The 24,633-nt window shown below is 56.0% G+C and carries 19 protein-coding genes, 5 pseudogenes and 1 other annotated feature; of the genes and pseudogenes, 12 read left to right on the top strand and 12 right to left on the bottom strand.

The features are described 5' to 3' along the window. The first annotated feature begins 117 nt into the window (after positions 1-117). Positions 118-2,052 (top strand): PAS domain S-box protein, encoded by a 1,935-nt coding sequence (locus ACFOGH_RS19950; protein ID WP_380074959.1) that lies wholly within the window; start codon positions 118-120, stop codon positions 2,050-2,052. An 89-nt stretch (positions 2,053-2,141) separates the two neighbouring features. Here ACFOGH_RS19950 and ACFOGH_RS19945 read toward each other — a convergent pair. Together ACFOGH_RS19945 and ACFOGH_RS19940 are read right to left on the bottom strand one after the other, a co-directional pair. Further along, positions 2,142-2,360 (bottom strand): annotated as a pseudogene (locus ACFOGH_RS19945) (integrase core domain-containing protein); the annotation flags it as partial. A gap of 151 nt (positions 2,361-2,511) precedes the next feature. Then, positions 2,512-2,700, bottom strand: coding sequence for a hypothetical protein (locus tag ACFOGH_RS19940; RefSeq protein ID WP_380074958.1), 189 nt, complete (start codon positions 2,698-2,700; stop codon positions 2,512-2,514). 54 nt (positions 2,701-2,754) lie between these two features. Here ACFOGH_RS19940 and ACFOGH_RS19935 point away from each other — a divergent pair. Further along, a pseudogene (locus tag ACFOGH_RS19935) lies at positions 2,755-3,999 on the top strand (IS3 family transposase). Further along, positions 3,052-3,167: a sequence feature (AL1L pseudoknot), on the top strand. (Overlaps the previous pseudogene by 116 nt.) A gap of 62 nt (positions 4,000-4,061) precedes the next feature. On the opposite strand, the gene ACFOGH_RS19930 reads toward ACFOGH_RS19935, so the two are convergent. Both ACFOGH_RS19930 and ctrA read right to left on the bottom strand, forming a co-directional pair. Then, on the bottom strand, positions 4,062-5,417 hold the full coding sequence (locus ACFOGH_RS19930; RefSeq protein ID WP_380074957.1) for a sensor domain-containing diguanylate cyclase: 1,356 nt from the start codon (positions 5,415-5,417) through the stop codon (positions 4,062-4,064). Between the two features lie 280 nt (positions 5,418-5,697). Beyond that, entirely contained in the window at positions 5,698-6,405 is a 708-nt protein-coding gene (gene ctrA, locus ACFOGH_RS19925; RefSeq protein WP_380074956.1) for a response regulator transcription factor CtrA, read from the bottom strand. 605 nt (positions 6,406-7,010) lie between these two features. On the opposite strand from ctrA, the pseudogene ACFOGH_RS19920 reads away from it, so the two are divergent. From ACFOGH_RS19920 to ACFOGH_RS19910, 3 genes and pseudogenes are all read left to right on the top strand, one after another. Next, positions 7,011-7,130 (top strand): annotated as a pseudogene (locus tag ACFOGH_RS19920) (IS3 family transposase); the annotation flags it as partial. Positions 7,131-7,599: 469 nt separating this feature from the next. Continuing rightward, positions 7,600-9,291 (top strand): putative bifunctional diguanylate cyclase/phosphodiesterase, encoded by a 1,692-nt coding sequence (locus ACFOGH_RS19915; RefSeq protein WP_380074955.1) that lies wholly within the window; start codon positions 7,600-7,602, stop codon positions 9,289-9,291. A gap of 163 nt (positions 9,292-9,454) precedes the next feature. After that, a protein-coding gene (locus ACFOGH_RS19910) for an IS3 family transposase (RefSeq protein ID WP_380074954.1) occupies positions 9,455-10,685 on the top strand; the annotation gives its coding sequence in 2 pieces (ribosomal slippage) (positions 9,455-9,715 and positions 9,717-10,685; 1,230 coding nt in all). Between the two features lie 116 nt (positions 10,686-10,801). On the opposite strand, the gene ACFOGH_RS19905 is transcribed toward ACFOGH_RS19910, so the two are convergent. From ACFOGH_RS19905 to ACFOGH_RS19895, 3 genes are all read right to left on the bottom strand, one after another. Continuing rightward, on the bottom strand, positions 10,802-13,141 hold the full coding sequence (locus ACFOGH_RS19905; RefSeq protein ID WP_380074953.1) for a calcium-binding protein: 2,340 nt from the start codon (positions 13,139-13,141) through the stop codon (positions 10,802-10,804). 230 nt (positions 13,142-13,371) lie between these two features. Further along, the gene (locus ACFOGH_RS19900; protein WP_380074952.1) at positions 13,372-14,172 is read right to left on the bottom strand and encodes an NAD(P)-dependent oxidoreductase; all 801 of its coding nucleotides are present in this window, start codon (positions 14,170-14,172) and stop codon (positions 13,372-13,374) included. Further along, positions 14,162-15,091, bottom strand: coding sequence for an SDR family NAD(P)-dependent oxidoreductase (locus ACFOGH_RS19895; RefSeq protein WP_380074951.1), 930 nt, complete (start codon positions 15,089-15,091; stop codon positions 14,162-14,164). The genes ACFOGH_RS19900 and ACFOGH_RS19895 overlap by 11 nt, the downstream gene beginning before the upstream one ends. A 63-nt stretch (positions 15,092-15,154) precedes the next feature. Here ACFOGH_RS19895 and ACFOGH_RS19890 point away from each other — a divergent pair, with 63 nt between their 5' ends. The 3 genes from ACFOGH_RS19890 to ACFOGH_RS19880 all read left to right on the top strand — a co-directional run bounded on the left by ACFOGH_RS19890 (position 15,155) and on the right by ACFOGH_RS19880 (position 17,494). Continuing rightward, positions 15,155-16,075 (top strand): LysR substrate-binding domain-containing protein, encoded by a 921-nt coding sequence (locus ACFOGH_RS19890; protein WP_380074950.1) that lies wholly within the window; start codon positions 15,155-15,157, stop codon positions 16,073-16,075. Between the two features lie 95 nt (positions 16,076-16,170). Further along, positions 16,171-16,644 carry a carboxymuconolactone decarboxylase family protein gene (locus tag ACFOGH_RS19885; RefSeq protein ID WP_380074949.1) on the top strand — a complete coding sequence of 158 codons (474 nt, stop codon included), beginning with the start codon at positions 16,171-16,173 and terminating at the stop codon, positions 16,642-16,644. Continuing rightward, positions 16,634-17,494 (top strand): sigma-70 family RNA polymerase sigma factor, encoded by an 861-nt coding sequence (locus ACFOGH_RS19880; RefSeq protein WP_380074948.1) that lies wholly within the window; start codon positions 16,634-16,636, stop codon positions 17,492-17,494. Before ACFOGH_RS19885 ends, ACFOGH_RS19880 begins: the two co-directional genes overlap by 11 nt. A 373-nt stretch (positions 17,495-17,867) precedes the next feature. On the opposite strand, the gene ACFOGH_RS19875 is transcribed toward ACFOGH_RS19880, so the two are convergent. Continuing rightward, positions 17,868-18,713: a helix-turn-helix transcriptional regulator gene (locus ACFOGH_RS19875; protein ID WP_380074947.1), complete on the bottom strand. Its 846-nt coding sequence runs from the start codon at positions 18,711-18,713 to the stop codon at positions 17,868-17,870. Positions 18,714-18,901: 188 nt separating this feature from the next. On the opposite strand from ACFOGH_RS19875, the gene ACFOGH_RS19870 reads away from it, so the two are divergent. The 4 genes from ACFOGH_RS19870 (at position 18,902) to ACFOGH_RS19855 (ending at position 21,480) form a co-directional block, all read left to right on the top strand. Next, positions 18,902-19,306, top strand: a complete 405-nt coding sequence (locus ACFOGH_RS19870) for a DNA breaking-rejoining protein (protein WP_380074946.1) — start codon at positions 18,902-18,904, stop codon at positions 19,304-19,306. A gap of 20 nt (positions 19,307-19,326) precedes the next feature. Beyond that, positions 19,327-19,602, top strand: a complete 276-nt coding sequence (locus tag ACFOGH_RS19865) for a hypothetical protein (protein WP_380074945.1) — start codon at positions 19,327-19,329, stop codon at positions 19,600-19,602. A gap of 172 nt (positions 19,603-19,774) precedes the next feature. Further along, positions 19,775-20,404 (top strand): CPBP family glutamic-type intramembrane protease, encoded by a 630-nt coding sequence (locus ACFOGH_RS19860; protein ID WP_380074944.1) that lies wholly within the window; start codon positions 19,775-19,777, stop codon positions 20,402-20,404. Between the two features lie 8 nt (positions 20,405-20,412). After that, complete coding sequence (locus ACFOGH_RS19855; protein WP_380074943.1) at positions 20,413-21,480, top strand: hypothetical protein; 1,068 nt, start codon at positions 20,413-20,415, stop codon at positions 21,478-21,480. A gap of 7 nt (positions 21,481-21,487) precedes the next feature. On the opposite strand, the gene ACFOGH_RS19850 is transcribed toward ACFOGH_RS19855, so the two are convergent. From ACFOGH_RS19850 to ACFOGH_RS19835, 4 genes and pseudogenes are all read right to left on the bottom strand, one after another. Continuing rightward, positions 21,488-22,165: an MFS transporter permease gene (locus ACFOGH_RS19850; protein ID WP_380074942.1), complete on the bottom strand. Its 678-nt coding sequence runs from the start codon at positions 22,163-22,165 to the stop codon at positions 21,488-21,490. Between the two features lie 571 nt (positions 22,166-22,736). Continuing rightward, positions 22,737-23,573, bottom strand: a pseudogene (locus ACFOGH_RS19845) (IS91 family transposase); the annotation flags it as partial. A gap of 15 nt (positions 23,574-23,588) precedes the next feature. Then, positions 23,589-24,023: pseudogene (locus tag ACFOGH_RS19840) on the bottom strand (nucleotidyl transferase AbiEii/AbiGii toxin family protein); the annotation flags it as partial. After that, positions 24,016-24,633, bottom strand: a complete 618-nt coding sequence (locus ACFOGH_RS19835; protein WP_380074941.1) for a type IV toxin-antitoxin system AbiEi family antitoxin domain-containing protein — start codon at positions 24,631-24,633, stop codon at positions 24,016-24,018. The pseudogene ACFOGH_RS19840 and the gene ACFOGH_RS19835, both read right to left, overlap by 8 nt.

Genomic DNA, 24,633 nt, shown 5'->3' with positions numbered 1-24,633 from the left:
GCCCTTTGGATCTGATAAGTATTGACTTCGAAGTGCGACGGCGCGCATGCTTTTTTAAACTGCCCTTAAATTCCGGTTGTGAATACGACACGAGCCGGTCCGGGGAGAGGAGCTGGCGTGAATATACCCGAAACCCTCGCTGCACAAACGATCGCATCCGAACACTACTGGGAAATGTTAGAAGCGGTCTCGTCGGGCATATTTTACTGGTGTGTTCGCGAAGATCGCGTCCAATGGTCGCCGAAGCTTCATAAAACGCTTGGTTATACCGCTCAGGAGGCCGCTGGCGTTTCCGACACCTTCGCTCTTTTGCACCCTGACGATTTGGCGCCTTACAAGCAGATCTTAGGTGCTGCGATGGCCGAGGCTCGGGATTTTACCGCTTCGGTCCGGCTCAAGAATGCGCAGGGAGCTTACCAACATTTTGACGTCTCCGCCCATTGGATGCCTACGAAGGAAGCTTACCGCCCAGACCTTATTGGCTTTCTTCGCGACGTGACAGACCTGACCGAAACCAAAGCGAAAGCACACCGGTCAGAGAAGATATTCCATGCCCTGTGCGAAAACATGCCCGCCGCGGTCTTTATCAAGGGTTTGAACGGAGCCTACATCTACGGCAATGAATTGGCTGCAGCCTATGCAGGATGCACCAAGGACACATTTATCGGGCGCTCGGCACCGGATATTTTTGGCGCTGAGACAGCCATGGCACTGCAAGCGGTCGACGAACGCCTTATTGCGAACGGTGGCAGCATCTCACGTCAGGACATCTTTGAAACAGAAGGCGGTGTGAGGCGGTCGATGCTCGACACCACCTTCCTGATCGACGGGCTTTCGGATGGGGAAAAATTGATTGCCGGCGTTGTATTCGATACAACAAAGCAGCACGAAGCAGAGCAGGCACTGGCGCGCAGCCAGAGACTTGAGGCACTTGGGCAGCTAGTCGGGGGTATTGCGCATGACTTCAACAACACACTTGCAGTTTTGAAAGGCAATCTGGAGCTACTTCAGATCATTGATGACAAGTCGGAAGGTCAGTTGTTCTGCAAAGAGATGGAGGACGCAATAGAACGAGGCCGCCGCTTGACATTACAATTGCTGGCCTATGGTCGCAAAGCAATTCTCAGCCCGCAAGTTCACAATTTATCAGACATCTTGACTTCTAGCGATAGGATGCTGCGCCGGGTTCTTCCTGAAACGATTCAGATCGAGATGGTCGCTTGGGGTGGTTTGTGGAACACTATGATCGACCGCTCACAAGTCGAGAACGCCATTTTAAATTTGGCTATCAATGCGCGTGACAGCATGCCCGATGGCGGAAAGTTGACGTTGGAAACGCGCAACATTCGTTTAGATGAAGACTACATCAATGATCGAAATGAGCTAGTCACACCTGGACGTTATGTGATGCTGGCAGTGACGGACACCGGTAGCGGTATGACCAGAGAGGTTGTGGACCGGGCGTTCGAGCCATTCTTCACCACCAAGAGCGTCGGCCAAGGTTCAGGCATGGGACTTGCCATGGTGCATGGCCTTATGTCCCAGATTGGCGGTAGCGCCCGCATTTACAGCGAGCTTGGCGTTGGCACGACGGTAAAGCTATATTTCAAGGCAACCGAGGAAACGGCGAATCTGGAACGTGCGGTGTCCCCGAAATCCTTCACGCGAGGCATTGCCCACGTTTTATTGGCGGAGGATGAAAAGAGCGTCCGCGATATGCTGACTCGGCAGCTTCAGTCGCTCGGTTATAAGGTCACAGTGGCTGTCAATGGTGATCAAGCGTATGAAATCCTCCTTGGTGATGTATCGATCGAATTGCTTGTAACAGATGTTGTTATGCCTGGCACGTTGCAAGGCCCGATGCTGGCTAAACGAGCCAGAGAGAATCGACCTGATTTGCCTGTCCTATTCATGTCGGGATATCCTCGCGAAGCAGCCATCCATGGGAACGGTTTGAAAGAGCAGGACATCAATTTGATGAAGCCCGTCAGTATGCATGACTTTGCAGCGGCCGTTGCAAAGCTATTGGATCTTCGTAGAAATGAAATCTGAAAGTTCTTCCCGTTGATTTTCTCAAGAATATGCCAATCTTGAAAATTAGTGGACTGCACCCATTGATCGGCCCGGGTCGAATGCCAGCTCATGGTGGGCCTCGGGCCCATAGGGGCGGTGGTTTCTGGCGCTGGAGGGCGGTGCCCCAAGGCGCTCTGTGGCCTGACAGTGTTGTGGTGGCGGCGCCATTTCTCGATCAGAGTCTGGGCCCCGAGCAGGCGGTAGAAGACCTCACAGTTAAGCAATTCATCGCGAAACCGAGCGTTGAAGCTCTCTCAATACCCGTTCTCTGAGCTACTCCCCAACTCGCGGACAGATTTCCGGGATGATTTAAGCTACTGCCTTCACCTGCTGATCGGTTTGCGTTGCGTTGAAGTAAACGAGGGCGGGTGGTTGTCCGCCATGGGCGGCGTGGGGCCGCTGGTGGTTGTATAAAGTGATCCCGGGTCCGATACCCGCCTAGGCTTGGGACCCGGTTTCACAGACGTGCAGATAAACGCATTCGTATTTCAGGGATCGCCACAGCCGCGCAATTAAGATGTTGTCCAAGTAGCGGGCTTTGTCGTCCATGGAGGTATTGGTCTTGGCCTGCTTCAGCCGTTCGGTCCAGTCGAAGGATGTGAACAGCGAGCCTTGGTCGGTGTTCATGATTGAACTGCCCCGGGTTCAACGGAGGACAAAACTCTCAGAGAATTGCCCGTTATGGAACATGCACAAAAGAAGAAAACCTCAAGGCCGTATCCCCCAGAGTTCCGCGAACGCGCGGTTCGGCTGGCGGTGGAACACCACGATGATTATCAAAGCGAAGCTGCGTTGCTGTCGGCGATCGCGGGTAAATTGGGTTATTCGCCGGACAGCCTGCGTGTTTGGAACCGCCAAGTCCAGCGTGATGGTGGCGAACGGCTAGGCCAGACTGCTGCAGAGAAGGTCAGGATCAAGGAAATTGAGCGCGAGGTGCGCGAACTTCGGCAGGCCAATGAGATACTGAGGGAAGGCGTCTGCGTATTTTGCCGAGGCCGATCTCGGGCACCCGTTTCGCAAATGATTGCTTCCATTGAGCAAAGCCGTGAAGTGCATGGGGGCGCGCCAATTTGCAGAGCACTGCAGTTGGCCCATTCGACTTATAAAGATCGGCCTGCCATTGCGCGCAATCCTGCCGTGGCCTCGGCCCGAGCGAAGTCGGACGCCGCCCTTAGCATCAAGATCGACGCGGCCTGGGATGCCAACCGCACGCTCAACGGCGCGCGGGAGGTCTGGCACGTTTTGCAGCGGGCCGGCGAAGACGTTGCCCACTGCACCGTGGAACGCTTAATGCACAGTTTGGGCCTCCGAGGTGTGGTCCGTGGCAAGAAGGTCATCACAACCAATCCTGACACGTCACTGCTCTGCCCGTACGACAAGGTGAACTGGTTGTTCATGGCGGATCGGCCGAACAAGCTATGGGTGTCAGACTTCACTTGCGTGCCCAGATGGTCGGGAACAGTTTGCGTCGCGTTTGTCATCGACGTTTTCGCAAGGCGGATCGTGGGCTGGCGCACCTCGACATCCATCAAGACACTGTTTGTCCTCCACGCGCTGGAGCAGGTGATATGACAAAGAAAGACGCCGGATAACAAGAGCTTGAGCCATCGTTCGGATCGCGGTTCGCAATACTTGTCGATCATATACACCGAACGCCTGGCTGAAGCCGAGATCGATCTCTCGATCGGCACCGTCGGTGACGCCTACGATAATGCCTTGGCCGAATGCGTCATCGGCCTCTTCAAAACCGAAGCTCTCAACCAGATCGGATCGTGGAAATCTATGAGCTAAATCGAATGGGAAATCCTCAAATGGGTTGCTTGATATAACAACCGCCGCCTTCTCGGCCCCATCTGATACATCCCACCCGCAGAAGCAGAAGAGGCGTGCTATGCAAACCTGAACACACTCGATATGGTTGCCTAGTCATTGAACATACCACCACCCGGTAAACCCGAGGCGGTTCAAACAGTTTTGCGGAACCTATGTCAGCTTGAAGCCAACACCGCTGCTGCGCCGCCATTGCGCTTTGCTTCATACATCGCTCGGTCAGCACACGCAAAGAATTCGTCAACTGTTTTAATCCGTAGGCAGCCAATATCGACACCCGCGCTAAGCGTAATCTCATGGCCTATTGCCAAAGACACTTCACGGGCTTTGGCGATGGCAGAGAAGGCAATGGACATCGGCAATGCGTCAGAACCTGGATCTACAACTATTGCAAGAAATTCATCACCGCCAGTCCTTGCCAACAAACCGTGTGGCGAAATTGCACAATCGAGTGCATTTGATACAACCTGTAACAGCTTGTCGCCGAAAGCGTGCCCGTAAGTATCGTTGATCTTCTTAAAATGATCAATATCTAGCATGATGAAAGCAATCTCAGAAGTCTGCCTTTCATCGGATTGAATGCGAACAAGATAGTCGTCCAGAGATCGACGGTTCAGCAGGCCAGTCAAATAGTCACGTCGCGAAATGCGCTCAAGTTTGTCATGCGCTTGGGTTAACTTCTCTAATCGATCTACGGCGATCCGGTTCAGCTCATCTAGACGGACCGACCGCATAAGGTCGTCTGTAACATCCCAATTGACTCCAATAATGCTAAAACCATCGAGTCCATCCTTTATAAAGCCAACTCGGCTACGGATATGTCTAACTTCCCCATCTAATCTTATAATTCTATAATCCAAAAAATAGTCTAGCATTTTCTCTTCACCCTCTTGCGTGGACGCCAAAACTCGGGCACGATCATCCGGATGGATTGATCTCTCCCACATATCACGCGGAAGGGGATCAAGAGTTGCAGGGACGCTGTAGATTTCTCGCATTCGGGCGTCCCAACAGACCGATTCGGTCTGATAATCAAATTTCCAAATGCCAATCCCAGCCATCGTTACCGCGATTTCAAGCTGCTTAGCATTTAGCGCTCGCGCTTGCTCGGCCTCCTTAACTTCTGAAATGTCGCTGTCAATGCCGACGAAACGAGTCGCTCGACCAGAGAAATCGTGGTTAAGCGCTCTTCCCCGACACATAATCCAAATCCATCGGCCATTCCTATTGCGCTCTCGATATTCGAACGAAACTAAATCTGCCAAACCTTGGTTGATCAATTCCGTGTTGTATCTGGCAATGCCTACATCATCAGGGTGAATAGAAGAAAACCATTCCTCGTCGTTCGCCGGAAGTGGATCAGTTGGCGATAAATGGCGAATTTCGCGCCAGATCGACGAATATCGTTTTTCGCCAGTGATCAAGTTGTAGTCCCAAACCCCAAGGGAGGCAGATTTCACGACAGCGTGCCAGTATGAAGCTGCATCTTCAAGTCCGAGGGTTAGATCATCCATTTCGACTCACATTTCAAGGTGAAAAAATCTAGCGCATTTGCCTGACATTTTAGAGCGAAAACTTAAATTAATTCGATGCAGAACATCTACATCGAGTTGCGGCCGCAACTTCAAAATATATCTCTTGGTCAATATTCCACATTGCCTTAAACTGAGTTTCTAGAGCGAATATATGATCGGTTAAATGCAATGGAGCAAGCTAACAGTTGTTCCTCCGCTCTAGTCTCTTACAGATATAGGATCGACATCACCGCTGAGGTGTCAATTGCTACCAGTCCTGCTAAGCGGAAATCTGCAGGCGATTTTCGATTGTGCCAGGATCCCGCATCGCATAGCCTCGGCCCCACACGGTTTCGATGTAACTCTGTCCCCCGGTCGCATCAGACAGCTTCTTGCGAAGTTTACAGATGAAAACGTCAATGATTTTTGTCTCCGGCTCATCCATGCCACCGTAGAGGTGGTTCATAAATGCCTCTTTCGTAAGGGTGGCTCCTCGCCGGAGAGCAAGAAGCTCCAAAATCTGATATTCTTTACTTGTAACCCTCAATCTTACCCCTTCAACGTCGACGGTCTTGGCTTCGATATCGACCAGAATCTTGCCGACGCGGATCAAGGGTTGAGCATGCCCCTTAGAACGCCGGATGATAGCCTTGATACGGGCAACTAACTCTTCACGATTAAACGGTTTAGACATGTAATCATCGGCTCCAAATCCGAAGCCCCTGATTCGATCGTCAATATCGTCAGATCCTGAAAGGATCAGTATGGGCGTTTCGACTCGAGCTTGACGGAGGTGCCGGAGAACATCATAGCCCGACATGTCCGGCAGACTCAGATCCAACACAATCAAGTCATAATTATACAACTTCGCAAAATCGATACCCTCTTCCCCGAGATAAACGCAATCAGCTTTCAAGCTCGCTCGGGTCATCATCATTTCGATGCTGCTCGAGGTTCTAGGATCGTCTTCCACCAACAGGATGCGCATTGTCCAAAATCTCCATTCAGGCCGTCCGTTAACTATTGTGGCGAAGAATAGTTAACAGAGCATTAAGGCAGTTCAGCGGGTGCTTGGTCCCCGCTTGATCAAGCCAAAGCGCCTCTGCCGAAATGGTCGCGCTCTGGAGGATGCACTGCCATCAGGATGTTGCCCCCCCCCCCCACCGGTCGTCCTTAAGCAGTGCATACACCCCATGTTTTAAGGAAATAAGGGGTTTGCGGTGATGGCCTCTGAATAGATGTTGTGGTTGCCGTCAGCCCCGTATCCGCAGGCTGCATCTATGTCATGCTTGTCATGCAGCACATTCAGTGGAGGACGGTCTTCTGTGGTTGCTGTCCTTGAAGCAAGAGGATTTAGACGTTTTGGTCGGATCGAGCACGATCTACTGTCAGGCTTCGTAATGCAGCCCTCTTGAAGGCCGCGGGCCGATATGGCGATCAGCATGATCGGGTCCAAATTTGTTCAGCGAGCTGCAGGGCTCGTCGGTCCTAGCTTGTTTTTCCGATCCTGATCTGTTCGATCATTTCCCATATAATCTAGGTCTTCTCACTCAGTTTTACTTTCTACATAGATGAACGGCTCATGCTGCCATCGAAGCCATCGAGGAGGCACAGGATCATGCCACACAATGGCTATGGCCATACAACAACGACCGCCCAAACATGTGCATCGGCGGCATCACACCCGCCCAGAAACTGGAAATGGTCGCGTAAGTGCTACGAATGCACCCTATCAAAAAATGGGGAGACTACCTCAACGCCGCCTGGCACAAGCTATCAAAATCCGCTCGCTGACAGGTCTTCAACTTCGTTTTGCGTGCTGATCAACGCAATGGTTCTTTCCGCACTGTCCGGCAATGGGGGCGTGGAAGTAGATTTTCACCACTGTTCAAAACAACGCAACTTGCTTTCGATGTTGGCAGAAGGGATACTCTTCGTACTTGACTGTGGCGCTCGTGCCCGATTCACTTGATGGTATTTTCAGAACGTGGGGAAGATTCATTTGAGAGTCCCGCCCAACCCTTCAGAAGAACTCAATCGACTTTTTCGGTTGGAGTATGGCGACCTCACGGAAGTTTCAGCCAGATTTATTGGTGTAACTGTAGGCAGTTGGCTTCTCTTTAGATATACTGGGTGGCGAGGTTCATGGGTCTGGCCAACTTTGTATCTCATTGCTCACGGAGTGTACTACCTGTTTCTGAAGGTGCGAAGACGTCAAGCAACGCGGTGGGACGAGATTATTTCGTCAGTGCTGTTCTTGATAGTCATGGTGAGTTTTCTTTGGATGCCTGCCTTGATGGCGGGTGAAAACGATCGCGCCTTGTCGATATGCGGGGCTGCTTTGATCGGCTGTATGCTCGTGTTTCTTGTTCGACGCAGCGATATTTTGCCAATCATGGTCTACGGCGAAATCGTCGTAGTAGCGGTCGTTATCTTGGCGGTGTTCTTAGAACTGATTCCCCAGTTTACTGATCCATTTGCCAAGCTCGGCCTCATCGCAAGCGGCCTTGCGCTGCTGTATTATTTTGTCGAGGCCGCTCGGGTTTCCAGGCGTTTGCGCGTTGAAGAGGCAAAGGCTACCGCGACACTTTGGCGGGCGGCTCATATCGATGAGCTTTCGGGGTTGGCAAACCGCAGCTGGTTCAACCATCGGCTGGCTGAGCATCTTGCGGCCGCGACAAGCCTACAGGGCAATTTCCATCTGATGCTGTTGGATCTAGATCGCTTTAAGGAGGTCAACGACGCGTATGGACACCCTATCGGTGATGTGGTGATACAGATTGCGGCGCAACGGATTTCCACTTTCTTTGGTAAGGATGCCTTCGTGGGACGATTTGGTGGTGACGAGTTCGCCGTTGTCAAACGTGACACTGGCTCGTCGTCCGGTGAGGTTCACGCCATGCTTGAAAGTCTCTCGGCCGACCTTGGTGCCACGATAAGAGTGGCTGAGATCGAACTGCAAGTCGGCGTTTCAATTGGGCTTGCGCGCTTTCCACAAGATGCGACGTCTCAAGCGGACCTAATCAGATGCGCAGATATGGCATTGCTCCATGCCAAAAGTATACAAAAAGGAACCGCTGCAGTCTTCGACTGGCAAATTCGCGCCGTAGCGGATCGACGCCGCGCTGCTATCGAGCGTGTCCGAAATGCCGCCGCTACTGGAAAGATCGTGGCGTATTATCAACCGCGCATAGATCTCGCGAGCGGATTAATTCGGGGCTATGAGGCGTTGGCACGGATTCTGGAGCCTGGGGGGGAGGTCAGCGACCCATCCGTTTGGGGCGATGCTCTGGATGATCCAGATTGTGCCCGACTGTTAGATCAACAAGTTCTAGAGGCCGTTGTTTCAGATTGGCCGAAGCTGCTCGACAGATTTCAAGAGTCTAAACAACTCCCTCTTGGTAGCATTAGTCTGAATACCTCACATTACAGCCTAAAAGTTAGAAATTTTGTTCCTAACCTATTGGATAAATTAAGCAGGAGCAATATTCCAACTACAGCCATAGAGATCGAGGTGCTGGAAACTGTTCTTGTGGGCAAGTCGAACCCACTTCTCGGGCGGCAGTTGGCATTGTTGCGATCTGCGGGCATTTCCGTCGCGCTGGATGATTTCGGCACAGGTTTCGCCTCGTTAATGCATTTGCGGGATTTGCCGGTTGACCGGATCAAGCTTGACCAATCTTTCGTGCGCGATATGGATCGTGACCCGCGCAACAGACCCATCGTCCGTATTACTGTGGAACTGGCGCATGCTCTTGGCATGAGCATCGTCGCAGAAGGCATTGAGAGTGTTTCCTCGAGGGATTTTCTTCGGTCAATAGGTTGCAATGAGGGGCAGGGATACCTGTTCGGCAGCCCTAGGGCGATTTGGTAGTTAGTCGTTCGCTAGACTTCAATACTTTGGTCTTTGGATGGCATTTGTCAAAGGCCCGGGCAGTTTATATCTGTCACGGGCCTACATGGTCGGTGATCTTGACGTTGCCCCCTCCACCTAATCCAGTTTGAGGTAGACTCTGGCCCAACCGAAAGGACCAGAGATGAAGCGCAGCAGGTTCACCGAAGACCAGATCATCGGCATTCTGAAAGAGCATGAGGCCGAGATTTCCGTCGCCGATCTGTGCCGCAAGCACGGCGTCAGCGATGCGACCGTCTACAAATGGAAGGCCAAGTATGGCGGCATGGATGTCAGCGAGGCCAAGCGTCTGAAGGGTCTTGAAGACGAAAACGCCCGGCTGAAGCGGTTGCTGGCGGATGCGATGCTCGACAATGCCGCGCTGAAGGATCTCTTGGGAAAAAAGAGTGGTGACGCCCGTCGCAAAGCGGCAAGCGGTCGCGCATCTGGTGGCAGATCACGGGATGTGCGAACGGCGGGCGTGTCGGGTGATCGGCTGCTGTCGGATGACCATGCGCTATGAGGTGGTTCGACAGGACGATCCCGAGCTGCGCGAGCGGCTAAAAGAACTTGCCAAGGCTCGACGCCGGTTCGGGTATCGTCGATTACATGTATTCTTTCGGCGCGAGGGCCATGCGGTGAACCACAAGCGACTGTTCCGCATTTACCGTGAAGAGCAGTTGCATGTGCACCGTCGCGGCGGGCGCAGGCGGGCAATGGGCACAAGGGCCCCGATGGTATTGCCGCTGCTGCCTAACCAGCGCTGGTCGCTCGACTTCGTGTCCGACCAGATGACCGACGGTCGCCGCTTCGGGATCATGACCGTGGTCGATGACTGCACGCGGGAATGCCTGGTCCTGATCGCCGACACCTCACTGTCGGGCGCACGGGTGGCGCGGGAATTGGCGACACTCTTCGATACCCGCGGCAAGCCTCAGACGGTAGTCAGTGACAATGGCACCGAGTTCACTTCAAACGCGATCCTGAAGTTCGTGGATGACCGCAAGTTTGACTGGCACTACATCGCACCCCGCTGCCCGGCAGCGGTTTGCATGCAAACCGCGAGAGGGGGAAAGCCGACCCAGAATGCCTTCACCGAAAGCTTCAACGGTCGCCTGCGCGACGAACTCCTGAATGAAACCCTATTCCCGTCCCTGCACCATGCCCGCGTCACGCTCGCCGCCTGGCGCACGGACTCCAACACCGAACGGCCCCACTCCCGCCTCGGCTGGCAGACCCCAGCCGAGTTTGCCCAAACCTTCGCCCCGCAACGGGGCCTGAACCGGCACAATCCACAAAACTCCGCGCCAGCCCCCGTTGCCCAACCCGCCCAAATGGGCAAAACTCAAACCCGGAGTCTCGCTCACGCTGGATAAAAGTTGGGGGCAACGGCAGCTGCATCCCATCAGTCGCGGGCCATGATGCGTGCATGGAGTGCAACAGAAAGGACTAGTGCATTGCGATCTGCCCTGATTCTGCCAAGCAGGTCAGATTACAAGATGATATCTGTTGAATTTAGATGAGTAATGTTTGCTAATAAAACTTCAAAATCATAAACTGAATCACCATTATTGTCAGCGCGAAGCATAACATTTGTGCCGTTTACAGCATACCAAACGGAATTTGCTGCGGCAGTAGTATTGGACCATAAGAACGATTGATCCCCCGCTCTCTGTGTATTCGCATCAATCCTTGAAAGATCTACGTCGTCAATGCCGGAAGCAAAATCAAAGATTTGGTCACGCAACGATTCGCCGCTTCCAGACTCTGACACATTGTTAAAAACAAAAATATCTCTAACTCCGTCCAAGCTACCTCCAAATAAAATATCTTTCCCTAGGCCCCCAGTAACAGTGTCAGATCCCCACTCACTGTAGATTCGGTCATCTCCAGCATCCCCACTGATCAGGTCATTCCCATACGAACCGTATACAGTGTCATTTCCATTGCCGCCAAATACAGTATCGTTACCCGCTCCACTTTCTATGTAATTTGCAACATCGTTACCAATTAACCTATCGCTACCACTTCCCGATGATATGTTCTCAATCGACGTTAGAACATCGATGCCCTCACCGGTGTCTTGGCTCCCAACGACGGAAAGGTTTATTCTTACGCCGCTAGGTGAGGTGTAAACAGCAGTATCATTTCCGATCCCACCCTGAAGCACATCATTTCCAGAACCCCCATTTAAGTGATCATTGCCCTGTTGTCCACCAAGCCTGTCATTTCCGTCATCCCCATAAATAGTATCATCGCCATCCCATCCATCCAATCCATCGTTACCTCTATTTCCATGCAATATATCGTGACCTACTCTCCCAATTATAGAATCATTACCATCTAGCCCATTTATAATATCGTCACCCAGGCCACCGGCCAATCTTTCTGAAAAGTTTGTGCCGTCAACTCGAATATTTCGAGGAATTTCAAATTCGATTTCGATAACTTCAAATGGTTCGAGGTGAAATGATAAATGATCGGCGCGCCCAAGTTGTTGTTGGGTGTAAGTGGTCAGTACAGCTACCGCTGTCGGATCATCTACCGCAAGCCCTGACGCAATACCAATTCTAACACCGGTAATATTTGTGTAGCCCGACACAAGGCTTGATACATTCAATTCGACGTCTTGTGGCGAGTCGCTTCGTGACATCACAAAAAAGACGACCTTGGTGGATGATTTATATGCATCAACTTCTAAGCCGGTTTGCCCAACCGTACCGTTGATCAGCGTCGTCCCGACTAAATCCTCAGCCATTAGCATGAACGCCGCACCCATAGGTGAAAGTGCTGGGGCCGAAGATGATGAGCCGGTCAAGCTAGTTTGCCCGTTCTGCACGGGCCAGGCAAATGCCCCATCTGCCCCCAGTTGAAGCATGTATTGCATCTGTTCAATCATAACAGATGCACCTTTTAAACCGTACTGCACGGTGTTTCCCGACTTTATGCCCCATTCAGTCAAGTAGAGATCAAGTCCATTAAAACCGTTGTTGGACCAGTACGCGAGATCTACATTAATATAGTTCATAGCGGCTGATGTTTGGCTCAGCACATTGCTCGCAACATCATAGTAATAGTGCTCCACAAGTCCTGTAATCGCATCTTTCGCCATTGGATTGGTGATCTGTCCAATTATGTCTAAATTGCTTTGGGCAACACGTTGCAGCCAACTTAGAGAATCGTATAGCCCGCCTTCTTTGTATTGCCGGTCCCACGGTCCTCCCATTTGTATCAACACTTGAGGGTGAGATGCATTTGGGCCAAGAAGGGAATCAAAAAGTTTTTCGAGTTCTGTGCAAAGCACATTTACAAGCTGACCATATTCTTTGGCAGTCATTTGACCGCTGCCCCAATATTCGTTACCGATCTCGATTGTGCCTATCGGTGTGTCCGGCAGCGAACCGGGACCGCTATCGCCATGTGTCAGGAGCTTGGTAACATATGATAATACGTCCTTCAAATATTGCTGATTTATGGCGCGGGGGGCGTCGTGTGATGCATCAAGCTGACCATTGTACATTTTAGCAGTTGGTAGAACAATTGTCGCCGATCGGCCCGTCAAATTAACAAAATTCAGGAAATCAGAAATTCCTACAAAAGGTCGATCGGAAGTATAGGTAAGGGGTCTTGAATCTGGATTTCGTACGTCAAAGTCTGATTCTGTCATTGAGCCGCCCGGGTAGCGAAGACCGGTTACGTGAAGCAAACTCAGTGATTGTGGGTATGATTGGTAGTTTCCTTTTATCAAATTATATTTAAATAGGCAGTTCGCGCCGAACATTGCTTCGCCAACGACAATACCGGAACTTCCATATGATCTAAAATCAAACATTTCGCGCCCACCGTCAATTTATTCCACCATCATAAGGGGGGGGCGTTGCGACATTCAGGAGTTGAAATGGTGACAAGAGCGGGAAGATTGCCTCCAAGTTCGTTATTAATTGTTTTATTTTTTAATTAATTCAAGTATTGACATTTTTTGCAATGATTCAGATCAAGCGAGTAAACTCAAAAATTGGGGATTTGCAATGATCCTGTTGTGTCAATTTTATCTAAATCAAATCAAATTTCTTGAAATTGGGTTTGTTTCGTTGTCTCGGCCGCTGCATGCCATTTAGCCATTCTAGGCTTGGGACGCCGACATACCCCGCGGAAGTTCCCCTGCTGTGATTTAGAGTCTGCCCAACCTGAGAAGGAGCAGACGAGTTGAGTAAAAAAGCTGCCGCCACTGCTGGTGGCTAGTGCTGCTTGCAGCGATAACAGGTTGACGCCAGCCCTCGCGGCGAGGCAAAACACCTCCACCAGATTACGCAGGTTCGACACGGTCAGAGCGTTGTTGAGAAGCTTGGTCATCTGACCCGCCCCGGGGCCGCCCATAAGTCGAATGTTGCTGCTGTGGCGGGCAATCACCGGCGTGCAGAAGCACAGCGTATCCGCATCCCCTCCGACAAAGCAGGTCAGGCTGCGCGACGCGGCAGAGGGGCGTCCGCCGCCCACCGGAGCATCCAAATAACGCAATCCTTTTGCGGTGAGCCTCTCGGCTGTTAGCGCGGCGGTGTCGGGATCGCCCGTCGCGTGATTGATGACGGTGGCCCCATGCGGCAACGCGTCCGCAAGACCGCCGTCGAACACCAGGTCGTGAAGCTCGGCATCGCCGGGCAGGCACAGGCAGAGAACTTCGACCGAGCGTGCCACGGCTTGCGCCGTCTCCATCAAGCGGGCACCTTTATTGGCAAAGCCTGCAAGCATCTTAGGCCGTCGTGCCCAGACATACAGTTCATGTGTTTCGGCCAAAGCTTCGGCCATCGGTCCACCCTGATCACCCAGACCGATGAAACCAACCTTCAGGGTATTACAGCGCACCCCCAATCATCTCTTTCGCCATCGCCCACAGCCGTTCGGCATTCTGCTGATCCAGCGCATAGCGCGCCACGGTGCCAATAGGCTGATCGCGGCGGGCATCGACGGTTTCCGCCTCGGCGCAATCGTCGAAGTAGCGGCCTGTCACTTTGTCCAGCAAGGGCGAGGCCGCAAGAAGAACCGATGTGGCGGCCCCTTGTTGCGGTGTTTTTCGGAAGCGTTCGGGCGTCTTCAATCCGCCGGTGTGGCGTTGCAGGTTGGTGGCGATGGCACCGGGGTTTAGGGCGTTCGACATGATGCCATCGCCCGTCCATTTCGCCGCAATGCCTGCCGACATGAGGATACACGCGGTTTTTGACTGCCCGTAGGCGACGAGGGGATGATAGGGGGTAAAGCGGAAATCCGGGTCATCCCAGAGGATCGGACTCCACAGACTGCCGGTCGAGGAGACGGAGACCACCCGTGCGCCCTGCGCTGCCCGCAACCACGGATGCAGACCGAGGGTCAGGGCGAAGTGGCCCAAATAGTTGGTGGCGAACTGTATCTCGCGCCCGTCTGGCGTCCTCTCCAATTCCGGCAGGGCCATAATGCCCGCGTTGTTGACCAGCGCGTGCAGAGGGCGATCCCATCCCGTAACGAACCGCCGGACTGAGGCGAGATCGGCCACATCCAGCTCGCGCACATCAATAGCGGCGTTACAGGTAGCCTGCCGCAACTCCGCCGCGACCTCTTCCGCTGCATCAGGACGGCGGGCTGCGATGGTCACAGAGGCGCCCGCAGATGCCAGCGCGCGCGCTGTTTCGACCCCAATACCGCTGGCACCGCCAGTGACGATAATGGTCTTGTCATGCAGGTCTACCCCATGCAGCACCTGTGCCGCTGTTGTCGAAAATCCGAAACCTGTCGTGATCCTGTCCATCATTCGCATCCCTTGCTATGTCGCACAAATCTAGCGGTTCGCAATTGTTTGCATTAGACTGCGAATATGGCACGGAGTGATGAGATATTTCGCACAATAGCGCAGCTTGCCCCGGCAGAGTTGGCGGCGTTTCTGGCGGTGGTAGAGCATGGCGGGTATCGTGCAGCCGCGCGGGCGACCGGCAGCAGCCCGTCTGCGCTGAGCCATGCGGTGGCGGGGCTGGAAGCGCGGCTGAAGGTGCAGATGTTCATCCGCACCACGCGGAACGTCTCGCTGACCGAGGCGGGCGAGCGGTTTGCCGAGGCCTTGCGCCCCGCGCTGCATCATCTGGGCGCGGCGCTGGATGCGCTGGACGATTTCAGTGATCAGCCGAACAGCATAATCCGCATTAATGCCTCGGCCGTCGCGGCAGAGGTGGTCATGGTGCCGCTGATCGTAGGCTTCCTGCGACGGCATCCCCAAATGCGGATCGACCTGCGGTCAGACGACGCGCTGATTGATCTTGCGAGCGGCGGGTTTGATTGCGGACTGCGGCTGATTGAACGTGTGCCCCAAGAGATGGTGGCAGTCCCGGTTGGTGGGCAGCAGCAGCACATCGTGGTGGCAGCACCCTCCTATTTGCACGATGCGCCACCGATCCGCACCCCCGCCGATCTGGCTGCGCAGGACTGCATCCAGTTGCGGCTGGCTGAGGCCGCGCGCCTGCGCTGGGACTTCGCCCGCCGGGGCGAGGCGTTCAGCCTGCAGACCGAGGGGCGGTTGGTGCTGGACGATGCGCGTTTGGTTTTGGCGGCGGCACGGGCGGGGTTCGGCGTGGGGTATGTCTCGCGCGCAGCGGCGGCGGCTGATCTGGCTGCGGGGCGTCTGGTGCAGGTGCTGGCGGAATGGACTCCGCCCTATCCGGGTCTGGCGCTGTATTATGTCCGCCACCGGCAAATGAGTGCCGGGATGCGCGCCTTTGTGGCCTTCGCGCGCGGCTTGGCTTGACCCTGTTGGCGGTGTCCAGAAAAAATTCGCCTATCCATGTCACATCCGGCTGTGCTGCCGCGTCATGCTTGTGTCAGATAGATATGGAGACACCAATGACGCCCCGCATGACCGACCATTTCAAACGCGCCGATGCTGGCTTCAAGGCGCTGTTCGCGCTGGAAGCCGCGATCAAGGCCAGCCCGCTGGAGCCGGGCCTGTTGCACCTGATCAAGCTGCGTGCCAGCCAGATCAACGCCTGCGCCTTTTGCGTGCACATGCACACCGCCGAGGCGCTGAAGGATGGCGAGACGCAGCTTCGCCTGCACATGCTGGTGGCTTGGCGCGAAAGCCCGATCTACAGCGCGCGCGAGCGTGCGGCTTTGGGCTGGACCGAGGCGCTGACCCGGCTGGAGCAGACAGGTGCGCCGGACGCGGATTGGGCTGCGGTCACGGCAGCGTTCAACGACGATGAGCGCGCCTGGCTGTCGCTGGCCATCGGGGCGATCAACATCTGGAACCGGGTGCAGGTCGGCTTCCGCGCCAGCCATCCGGCCACGCTGCCAGCCGCTGCCGCACATGCCGCCTGATCCCGGCACCGACATCTTTCAGACGCAGCGGCCCCGGCTGCTGCGTCTGGCCTACCGCATGCTCGGGTCGCGCCATGATGCCGAGGATGTGGTGCAAGAGGCATGGCTGCGCTGGCAGCGTGGCGACCAAAGCAGGGTCGAAGTGCCGGCCGCTTGGCTGACCCGCATCGTGTCGCGCCTCTGTCTGGACCAGATGAAATCGGCGCGCGCGCGGCGCGAAACCTACCCCGGCACGTGGTTGCCCGAACCGCTGATCGAGCCGGAGGATGACGCGCTGCGTCCCGACAACCTTACCTTCACCCTGATGATGGCGCTGGAACGGCTGTCGCCTTTGGAACGCGCCGCCTTCCTTCTGCATGACGTCTTCGGGCAAAGTATGGAGGAGGTGGCCACCACCATCGACCGCAGCGCTGCCGCGACGCGTCAACTGGCGGCGCGCGCCCGCGCGCATGTGCAGATTGACCGTCCGCGCTATGACATGCCGCGTGACGATGCCGAAACGCTGACCCGCGCCTTCTTTGCGGCCTGCAAGACGGGCGATACAGCGGCGTTGGGGGCGATGCTGGCCCAAGGTGCCACGTTCAGCGCCGATGGCGGCGGCAAGGTCACCTCCTATCCCAACATGATCAGGGGTGCAGAAAACCTGATCCGCCTATTTCAAAGCTGGTCGCGCAAATTCGGCCCGCAGATGGAGCTACTGAAATCCGTGCGGATTGACGGGCTGCCCGGTTTTGTCAGCCAGATCGACGGGGTTCTGCAGACGACCGCACTGCAGGTCGAGGCTGGCCGGATTACCGCGATCTATATCACCCGCAACCCTGACAAACTGGAGGGGGTGCTGCGTCATTGAACGAGCGCGCAGCCTGCCGATCTCGGATTCGTGGCACTTAATGTGCGTATGTGCCAAGACCTTGTTCCACCCTGCATCGGGAATCGTCTTTTACTGGCTAGGTCTATCCTTACCTCCGCCCCCATGTTTCTTTTCATGGCGAGTCAGGGAATTCACAAAACACCGAAGCGGAAAGTGCAACGCGTCGGCAGCGGGGCTTTTGCTCGATTTCAGACAGGTAAGGGCGTTTGGGAAACGGGATCGTTCCGCAGGTCTTTTGCGTCTTTGTGGCGAAATATTCGCATTCTGGATAGTCACGCACAGAATACAACCTAAAGTAGTTGCACGTCCCATGGGAGAGACCATGCCTTCAGCCCTGCGCTTGCCACAACTTTCAGCCCATGGCGGCAAGTGTAATGCCCGGGGTCTCGCCGAAGCGGCGGCGGTAGGCATGGGCAAATCGGCCCAGATGACTGATGCCGCTGTCCAGCGCGCATGTGGTGACGCTGCCCTGACCAGACAGCAGTTTCACGCGCGCGGAATCCAGCCGTATCCCGGCGAGAACCGCTTGCGGATTGGCATGTCCCGCCTCGCGGAAGGCAATTTGAAGGCTTCTGACGCTGCATCCAAGGTCGCGCGCCACCGCCGTCATCGAGATCGACTCGGCAAAGTGGCCGCGCATCAGATCAACGGCCTGCCCAACCCGACGCATTCCTGCCGAACGGCCAGGCTGAGCCGGGTCTGCAAGGGCGAGCGCGAGGTCGACAGCCATGTCGCTATGCACTGCTGGCTCCAGAACGCCGGTTGTCAGGGTGTGCCCGGTGCGTTGACGAATGCGCGACATGGCCGCATTCAATACCTTTGGCCGCAATGGAATGGAGCCCGGGCGCAAATTCTCGGCGCGCTGGATATCTTCAAGGACGCGCAGGGGAAGGGTCAGCACATCCGCGATGTATGCACCGTTCTGCGGCGGCTCGACCACGGTTTGCCGACGGTTCGGCGGGAAGGCCAAAATGCCGCCCGCCTCGGCAGCGATGACATCACCCCGCACAGCGCAGGTGATGCGCCCCGCCCAAGGAAACAAGACTGTCAAGCGTTCCGGTTCTTCCAGCGCGATCTCGTGCCCGGTCGACCATACGCGGGCCAACACCAACGCGTCAGGGCAGAGCCTGCGAACGGCGAGTCTTCCGTCTGGCTCCAGAAAGCGGAAACGATCTGTGCGATGGAACAGTTGCGGCACATAGTCTGCGGCCGTGTTCCAAGCTGGTCTTGCAGCATGAGCTTGCATGTTTTCCCGCGCTTTGATGCCCCCGGTGCAACATTGACCCATCGAAGCGGCGAACGAAACAGTTTTCTGCAATCATGGCGTGCATTGATGATTGTAAGCTCAGCAAAACCACATCGGTCTTACCTGAAAGGAACATACCCATGACCCTGCGCAGATTCAGCCGCATCGCGGCCCTGCTTTTGATCGTCGGCGGCTCCCCAGCGCTGGCCGACGATATCCGGCGCGAGGCCGTGCAATTCGCCCGCGGAGCCTCGGGATCGACGATCAAGTCCAAGGTCAAGGGCTACGATTCCGTCCAATACAGCCTTAGGGTGACGGCGGGCCAGAAGATGAGCGTTCAGCTCGATTGCAGCAATGCAAGCCTCTACTTCAATATCACCGCCCCGGGGGCAAGCGAGGCGCTTTACAACAGTTCGATTGACGGAAACGGCGCCACTGTCACCATCCCCTCAAGCGGTAAATATCTCATCGACGTCTATCTGATGCGCAACGCCGCAAGGCGGGGCGAGACAGCGAACTATACCTTGACCCTTTACGTCGAATAACCCCGAAGATGGAGAAGATCATGAAATATCCGCTGTTCCTATTGGGTGCTCTGGCGCTGTCAGCCTGCGTGAATGGAGGCTCAAGCCCCAAGGACTTCCCAGAGGATGTGCAGGCCTGCAAGCAAGCCATGGCCTACCGTGAACTGACCACACCGACCTTTATCGAGGTGGTCAGCGCCGCGCCGCTGCGCGATGGATCCGGGGTTCAGATGTTCCTGACCCACAACGGCAACAACATGACGATCTGCCGCACCGACAACAGCAGCAAGGTGAAAGAGTTGTTGCCCTACGGCTGACGCACGCTGCGGGGGCGCGCGTTCGCCCCCGCCGATCCCATCCCTGCGCGATCAAGGCAGATTTGCGATGACCGACACGCCTGACTTTCCCTATTATGCCGGCCGTCCCGTTCTGCTTTCCGGGCGGGCATGGCTGACCCTGATGGCGTCGCTTGCCTTGGGTTTTGCCGCATTGACCCTGCTGCCGCTACCGGATTTTCCGCTGAATCTGATCCCTGCGCTGCTGTTCCTGATTATTCCGCTTCTGACGCTGATCGGCATTGTTGGGCCACATTGGACGGCGCTTTTTCGCCCGGTCGGGCTGTGGCAGATTGGACAGATGGTGCTGTTTGGCCTGCTGACACTGGCGGGGTCAATGGCCGTGGCTCTGGCGCTGTCGCAGGTCGTGACCTTCAGTGATAACCCGGTGTCTCACGCTGTCGGAGAAATGACTGCCGTGCAATTGGCCGAGCGGCTGCTCCCCACAATCCCGCAATTGATCGGCGAAGAGTTGTTCGGAATTCTGCCCTTCCTCGCCGTGCTTTGGCTTTGCGTGACCATTATGGGCTTTTCACGCCGGGCCGGTATCGGGATTGCGCTGATCATCTCGGCTCTGATCTTCGGCGCCGCACATCTGCCAACTTATGACTGGCACTGGGGACAGGCGCTGATCGGGATCGGATCAGCGCGGATTTTTCTGACACTCAGCTATCTCGTGACGCGTAACCTGTGGGTTTCTGCGGGCGCGCATATTCTCAACGACTGGTCGGGCTTTCTGTTCGCTTTTGCAATCGGCCATGCACCCATCGCCACAGAAAGCTGATCGTTATCATGCCGATGTCCCACGATGCCGCCATACGCCTGACAACGCTGGGTTGGGCGTTGGTTCTGGTGCTGTTCGTGATCGGCGCGCCGCTGCTATGGGCGGCCTCGCCGTTGATTCTTGCAGGTGTTGTGCTGGTTGGGGCAATGATCGGACTGATCGGTCATGGACTGCGCCGCTTGGTCAATGGCGGCAAAAGACAGGCCGGCTCTGGGTTACGATCCATAATGATCGGCGCAGGATTGCTGGTCGGCCTTGTCGCAGCGCCTGTCTGGTGGCTGTTGCTGCAACCCGGGCTGCATCCGCTAGCGGTGCCCCGGGTGACGCTAAGCGATGGCAAGCGGCAGGTGGTATTTCAGGGCATGGTGCATGTCGGATCCGAACAGTTTTACCGGTCCGTCAGTTACGACCTGATCCGCGCAAAGGACGCGGGCTATGTGCTGTTTTTCGAAGGCGTCCAACCCGGCACCCCCGAGGCCAAGGCTTGGCTGGATGCCGTCACGCAGTCTGGTGGCGATCTGAATGCGCAATACGGCAAGATCGGAGATATCTGCGGGCTCAGTTTCCAAGGAGACTACCTGACGTTCCTGCAACGCGATCAGGCGCTCGACCCCGTGCATTTGGTTACGGCGGATGTGACAGAAACCGAGATGTATGAGGAGTGGCAGCGCCAGACTGCGGCGAACCCATCACTGGCCGACGCCATGCCAGAAGGGTCAGGTGGCGACGTTTTTGATCTGTCAGCGCTGCTGGAATTCGCTGCGGGCCTTCAGGGCAGTCAAAAGGATCTGGTCGCGGCGGGCTGTCGGGGAATATTCTCGCTGATCCTGGGTCGTGCCGAAAGCCCTGATGCGCTGAACGGTGTAATCCTCGATTTTCGCAATCGCCGTCTGGCGGACCGTATTGCCGCCTTACCGAACGATGATATCTACATCACCTATGGCAGCGGCCATTTCCCCGGTCTATTCCGCGAAATGCGGGCACGCGACCCGAACTGGCGGATTGCAGGCACGAACTGGACCACGGCGATCTTGCCGCCGGATGATGCGACTGGCCAATTGTTGACGGCACCCTAGCGCCGTTTCAGCCGCCGACGCTGACAGGGCCGCTCAGCAACGACAGAGCAATGGTTGCCGTGAAGCAGATCGCGCCCAGCAGGATAGCCAGAGCGGTCTGCCCGATTGCGCGCAGCTGACTGACATTGCGGTGGATCATGAAGCCTCTCGCCAAGGCCACAGCATACCAGCCAAGACCGATCACGAACAAAGCAAGCGCCCCAGGTCCCGATCCCGGCAGCGGGGCGCTTGCCAGCATGATCGAAAGGTCCAATACCAGCACAAAGGGCACGGTGACGTAGCACTGCGCATAGAACATCGGGCGCAATGTCTGTCGGCTAAGCACCAGCCCCGCCAGTCGGACATGCTGGATTCCCAGAAGCAATGGAAAAAGGCTGAAGGCAACAGCCCGCAAGATCAGCAGGTTGCGCTGATCTGACAGCACGCCTTGGAAAACGGCGGCGTTATGAAAGACGCCGCTTTGCAACATATGTGCGATCACCAGCGTCAGAAAAAGAAAGATCGGCGGACTTAACGCATCGGCGAATTGCACTTCGGGTGGTCGGGTCAGTTCTTGTTCAGCATAGGCAATCATGTCGGTCGGGCGTCTGATGCACCGCCACAGAGTCAGTGGGTAAAACACTAGCCAAGACACCACCTCGTAAAGCAGCAGCTCGGCCGAGCGGAGAAGGTTCATGAAGTCCATATGACGCCTGTTATCTGTTTCGTTTCATGTTAACCGAACCGTGAGCCTTAGCCTACGGTGCCGATGTAGTCTGTCGCGCATCGCCCGTGCAGATGGGTCAGATTTCTGCATCTCTGGTGTAGCACCGCACCTTCGCAAATCACGCCCATGCACCATGCGAGAAATCGACCTGGGGGAATGACTGCTTCCGCGGCATGCTGCAGCAACTACGCGGCACCGCCGTCAGGCAGCTTTCCTGAAGGTTTTTCGACGTGGACCGCGGCGCGACGCCAGCCATCGAGGGGTGGCGGTCCACGTTGACAAACCTCGGAAGGACGAAGCCGCGGGGGCCTAGGCGCTGCCTATGGGGAAAGAGAGCCGGCGCCGGGGGCTGCCACGATGATGGGCGGAGACCATGGGCGTGAGGGCTGCGCGCATCGGGGTCTTTTTCCCGAGGTTACGGATGCGCAAGGCGCTGAATCGAGATGGAGCCCCGCCATTTTCGCGGGTTCGGGCGGTCGCGGACAATCGGCGTTGGTTCGGTCCCTGCATCGGAACCGGTGACAGATCGGCTTGGCTGATGGGCATTCCATCATGCCGCCATCTCCCGGGGCGGTGCCCGTGATTGCGGTTTCTGCCCTCGTCTGAAGATTTCGATGATCCGCATCGGTCCACCGCAGCATGGACACGGCTCACGCAGGGTGAGCGGGATGGGCTCGGCCTCGGTTTTGGGGGCCGCGTCGGGGAGCGCCGCCCCCAGCAGGTTGCGGATCTTCGCGATGTTGGCCTTTCGGGCAGCGCTGCCCAGCAGGCCATAATGCCGGATGCGGTGGAAGCCGTCGGGCAGGACATGAATCAGGAAGCGACGAATGAACTCGTCGGTGGCCAGCCGCATCACCTTCTGTCGGTCGCCGGTCTTGATGCGGTAGTCCTTCCAGTAGAACGCGACGGTCTCGGCATCAGCGCTGATCAGGCGGTTGTTCGAGATCGCCACGCGGTGCGTGTAGCGGCTCAGGTAGGCCAGCACCGCCTCGGGTCCACCGAATGGGGGCTTGGCGTAGACCACCCATTCCGACCTTCGAAACGGGGCCAGCCACGCGGTAAAGGTTTGGGCGTCGACGAGCCCTGACAGATCGCTAAAGAAGGCAAGGGCGCCGGTGTGATGGAGGGCCAGCAGGCCGTCGATGAACAGACGCCGGAATAGCCGTGACAGCACCCGCACGTGCAGGAAGAAACCCGGACTGCACGCGACCCAACGGGAGCCGTCGGGCGACAATCCACCGCCCGGAACGATCATGTGGATGTGCGGGTGGTGGGTCAGTGCCGAGCCCCAGGTGTGCAGCACCGCCGTCATGCCGATCCTTGCACCAAGGCGTTTGGGATCGGCGGCGAGGGTCATCATCGTCTCGGCCGATGCACGGAACAGCAGGTCAAGGGCATCACCGAAGCCGAGGTCGACGGTGATCGGAATCTGGGTTGTTCCCAAGAAGGCAGTCGTGCGGAGCCGCATACCGCCGTACACCTGATCTTCGCGGATCGCGACGGCCGTCAGATTGGCCGTGTCGTAGATCAGCCCATCACGGCCATCGATGGCAAGGATGGCTGAAAACGCTTCCTTCAACTGGGTTTCTTCGTCGGACCCGAATGCCAGGAAATCGATATCCCGTGTGAACCTCCCTGTATCAGCAGTCCACAGCGTCACCAGCATGCCGCCCTTGAGGACGAAGCGGTCACGATATTCGGAAACCGACAGTCGGTATACCAGCCGTTCGAGGCCGAAGGCGACGAGGACAACATCAAACACCTGTCCCTCTTCACGGGCCAAGTTCAGCAGGCGCTGGCGGACAGACGCCGCGATGTCCTTGGGTTGCTTAGCCATTGGAAGTCAGGGCCTCCAGATACGGACGCATCTGGTTCCAGGCCCCGTTTTCTTGCGCGGCCGCTGCCAGTTGCCCCGGGGTTGCCTTCCGGTCGTTTAGCGCCGACTTCATGGCCTCAATTGCAACGGACCGGTCAACCAGCTTCGGGTTCCTGAATGCATCGGCAATCGTCTTGGCGACCGAATAGACCCGCACCTCGACGTCTCGGATTCTATGAACCTCTTGTCCGTTCGCCAGGTAAGGTTCACGGAACCGGACGATGCGGATCTGTGGGTACTCGATCTTGGGTGCCCAATCCGTTGCGCCAATTGCGATCCAGACCTTCCGGGGAAGTTGGTCCGTCAGTTGATGGAAGGACATCGCCGAGGTCAGGCAGATGATGGCTTTGGGCGCACGCTTGGCGATTTCGATCAGTGCCGAATGCAGGTCCGGTTCGCTGTCAGGCAGTTGGTAGAGGCCCCGCCCGATGCGAACTATCGCGCCGTCGGAAACGGCGCGTGAGATGGCTGTGGCGGCCACGCCGATGGCTGCCAGCTCCCTCGAACGGGCCGGAGCATGGGTCTCCATGTAGTCGATCATGCGGGCGCGTTGGCCTGGATCGATCATCAT

It is taken from the genome of Cypionkella sinensis (assembly GCF_042646385.1).
Taxonomy (GTDB): Bacteria; Pseudomonadota; Alphaproteobacteria; order Rhodobacterales; family Rhodobacteraceae; genus Cypionkella; species Cypionkella sinensis.
This window is presented reverse-complemented; position numbering and strand designations above follow the sequence as displayed.

Excerpts from the sequence above, each read along its gene's own strand:
- ACFOGH_RS19850 (WP_380074942.1), bottom strand. The coding sequence starts at position 22,165 with ATGGACTTCATGAACCTTCTCCGCTCGGCCGAGCTGCTGCTTTACGAG.
- ACFOGH_RS19905 (WP_380074953.1), bottom strand. The coding sequence starts at position 13,141 with ATGTTTGATTTTAGATCATATGGAAGTTCCGGTATTGTCGTTGGCGAA.
- ACFOGH_RS19940 (WP_380074958.1), bottom strand. The coding sequence starts at position 2,700 with ATGAACACCGACCAAGGCTCGCTGTTCACATCCTTCGACTGGACCGAA.
- ACFOGH_RS19855 (WP_380074943.1), top strand. The coding sequence starts at position 20,413 with ATGCCGATGTCCCACGATGCCGCCATACGCCTGACAACGCTGGGTTGG.
- ctrA (WP_380074956.1), bottom strand. The coding sequence starts at position 6,405 with ATGCGCATCCTGTTGGTGGAAGACGATCCTAGAACCTCGAGCAGCATC.
- ACFOGH_RS19880 (WP_380074948.1), top strand. The coding sequence starts at position 16,634 with ATGCCGCCTGATCCCGGCACCGACATCTTTCAGACGCAGCGGCCCCGG.
- ACFOGH_RS19865 (WP_380074945.1), top strand. The coding sequence starts at position 19,327 with ATGAAATATCCGCTGTTCCTATTGGGTGCTCTGGCGCTGTCAGCCTGC.
- ACFOGH_RS19890 (WP_380074950.1), top strand. The coding sequence starts at position 15,155 with ATGGCACGGAGTGATGAGATATTTCGCACAATAGCGCAGCTTGCCCCG.
- ACFOGH_RS19835 (WP_380074941.1), bottom strand. The coding sequence starts at position 24,633 with ATGATGATCGATCCAGGCCAACGCGCCCGCATGATCGACTACATGGAG.
- ACFOGH_RS19885 (WP_380074949.1), top strand. The coding sequence starts at position 16,171 with ATGACGCCCCGCATGACCGACCATTTCAAACGCGCCGATGCTGGCTTC.
- ACFOGH_RS19870 (WP_380074946.1), top strand. The coding sequence starts at position 18,902 with ATGACCCTGCGCAGATTCAGCCGCATCGCGGCCCTGCTTTTGATCGTC.
- ACFOGH_RS19930 (WP_380074957.1), bottom strand. The coding sequence starts at position 5,417 with ATGGATGATCTAACCCTCGGACTTGAAGATGCAGCTTCATACTGGCAC.
- ACFOGH_RS19895 (WP_380074951.1), bottom strand. The coding sequence starts at position 15,091 with ATGATGGACAGGATCACGACAGGTTTCGGATTTTCGACAACAGCGGCA.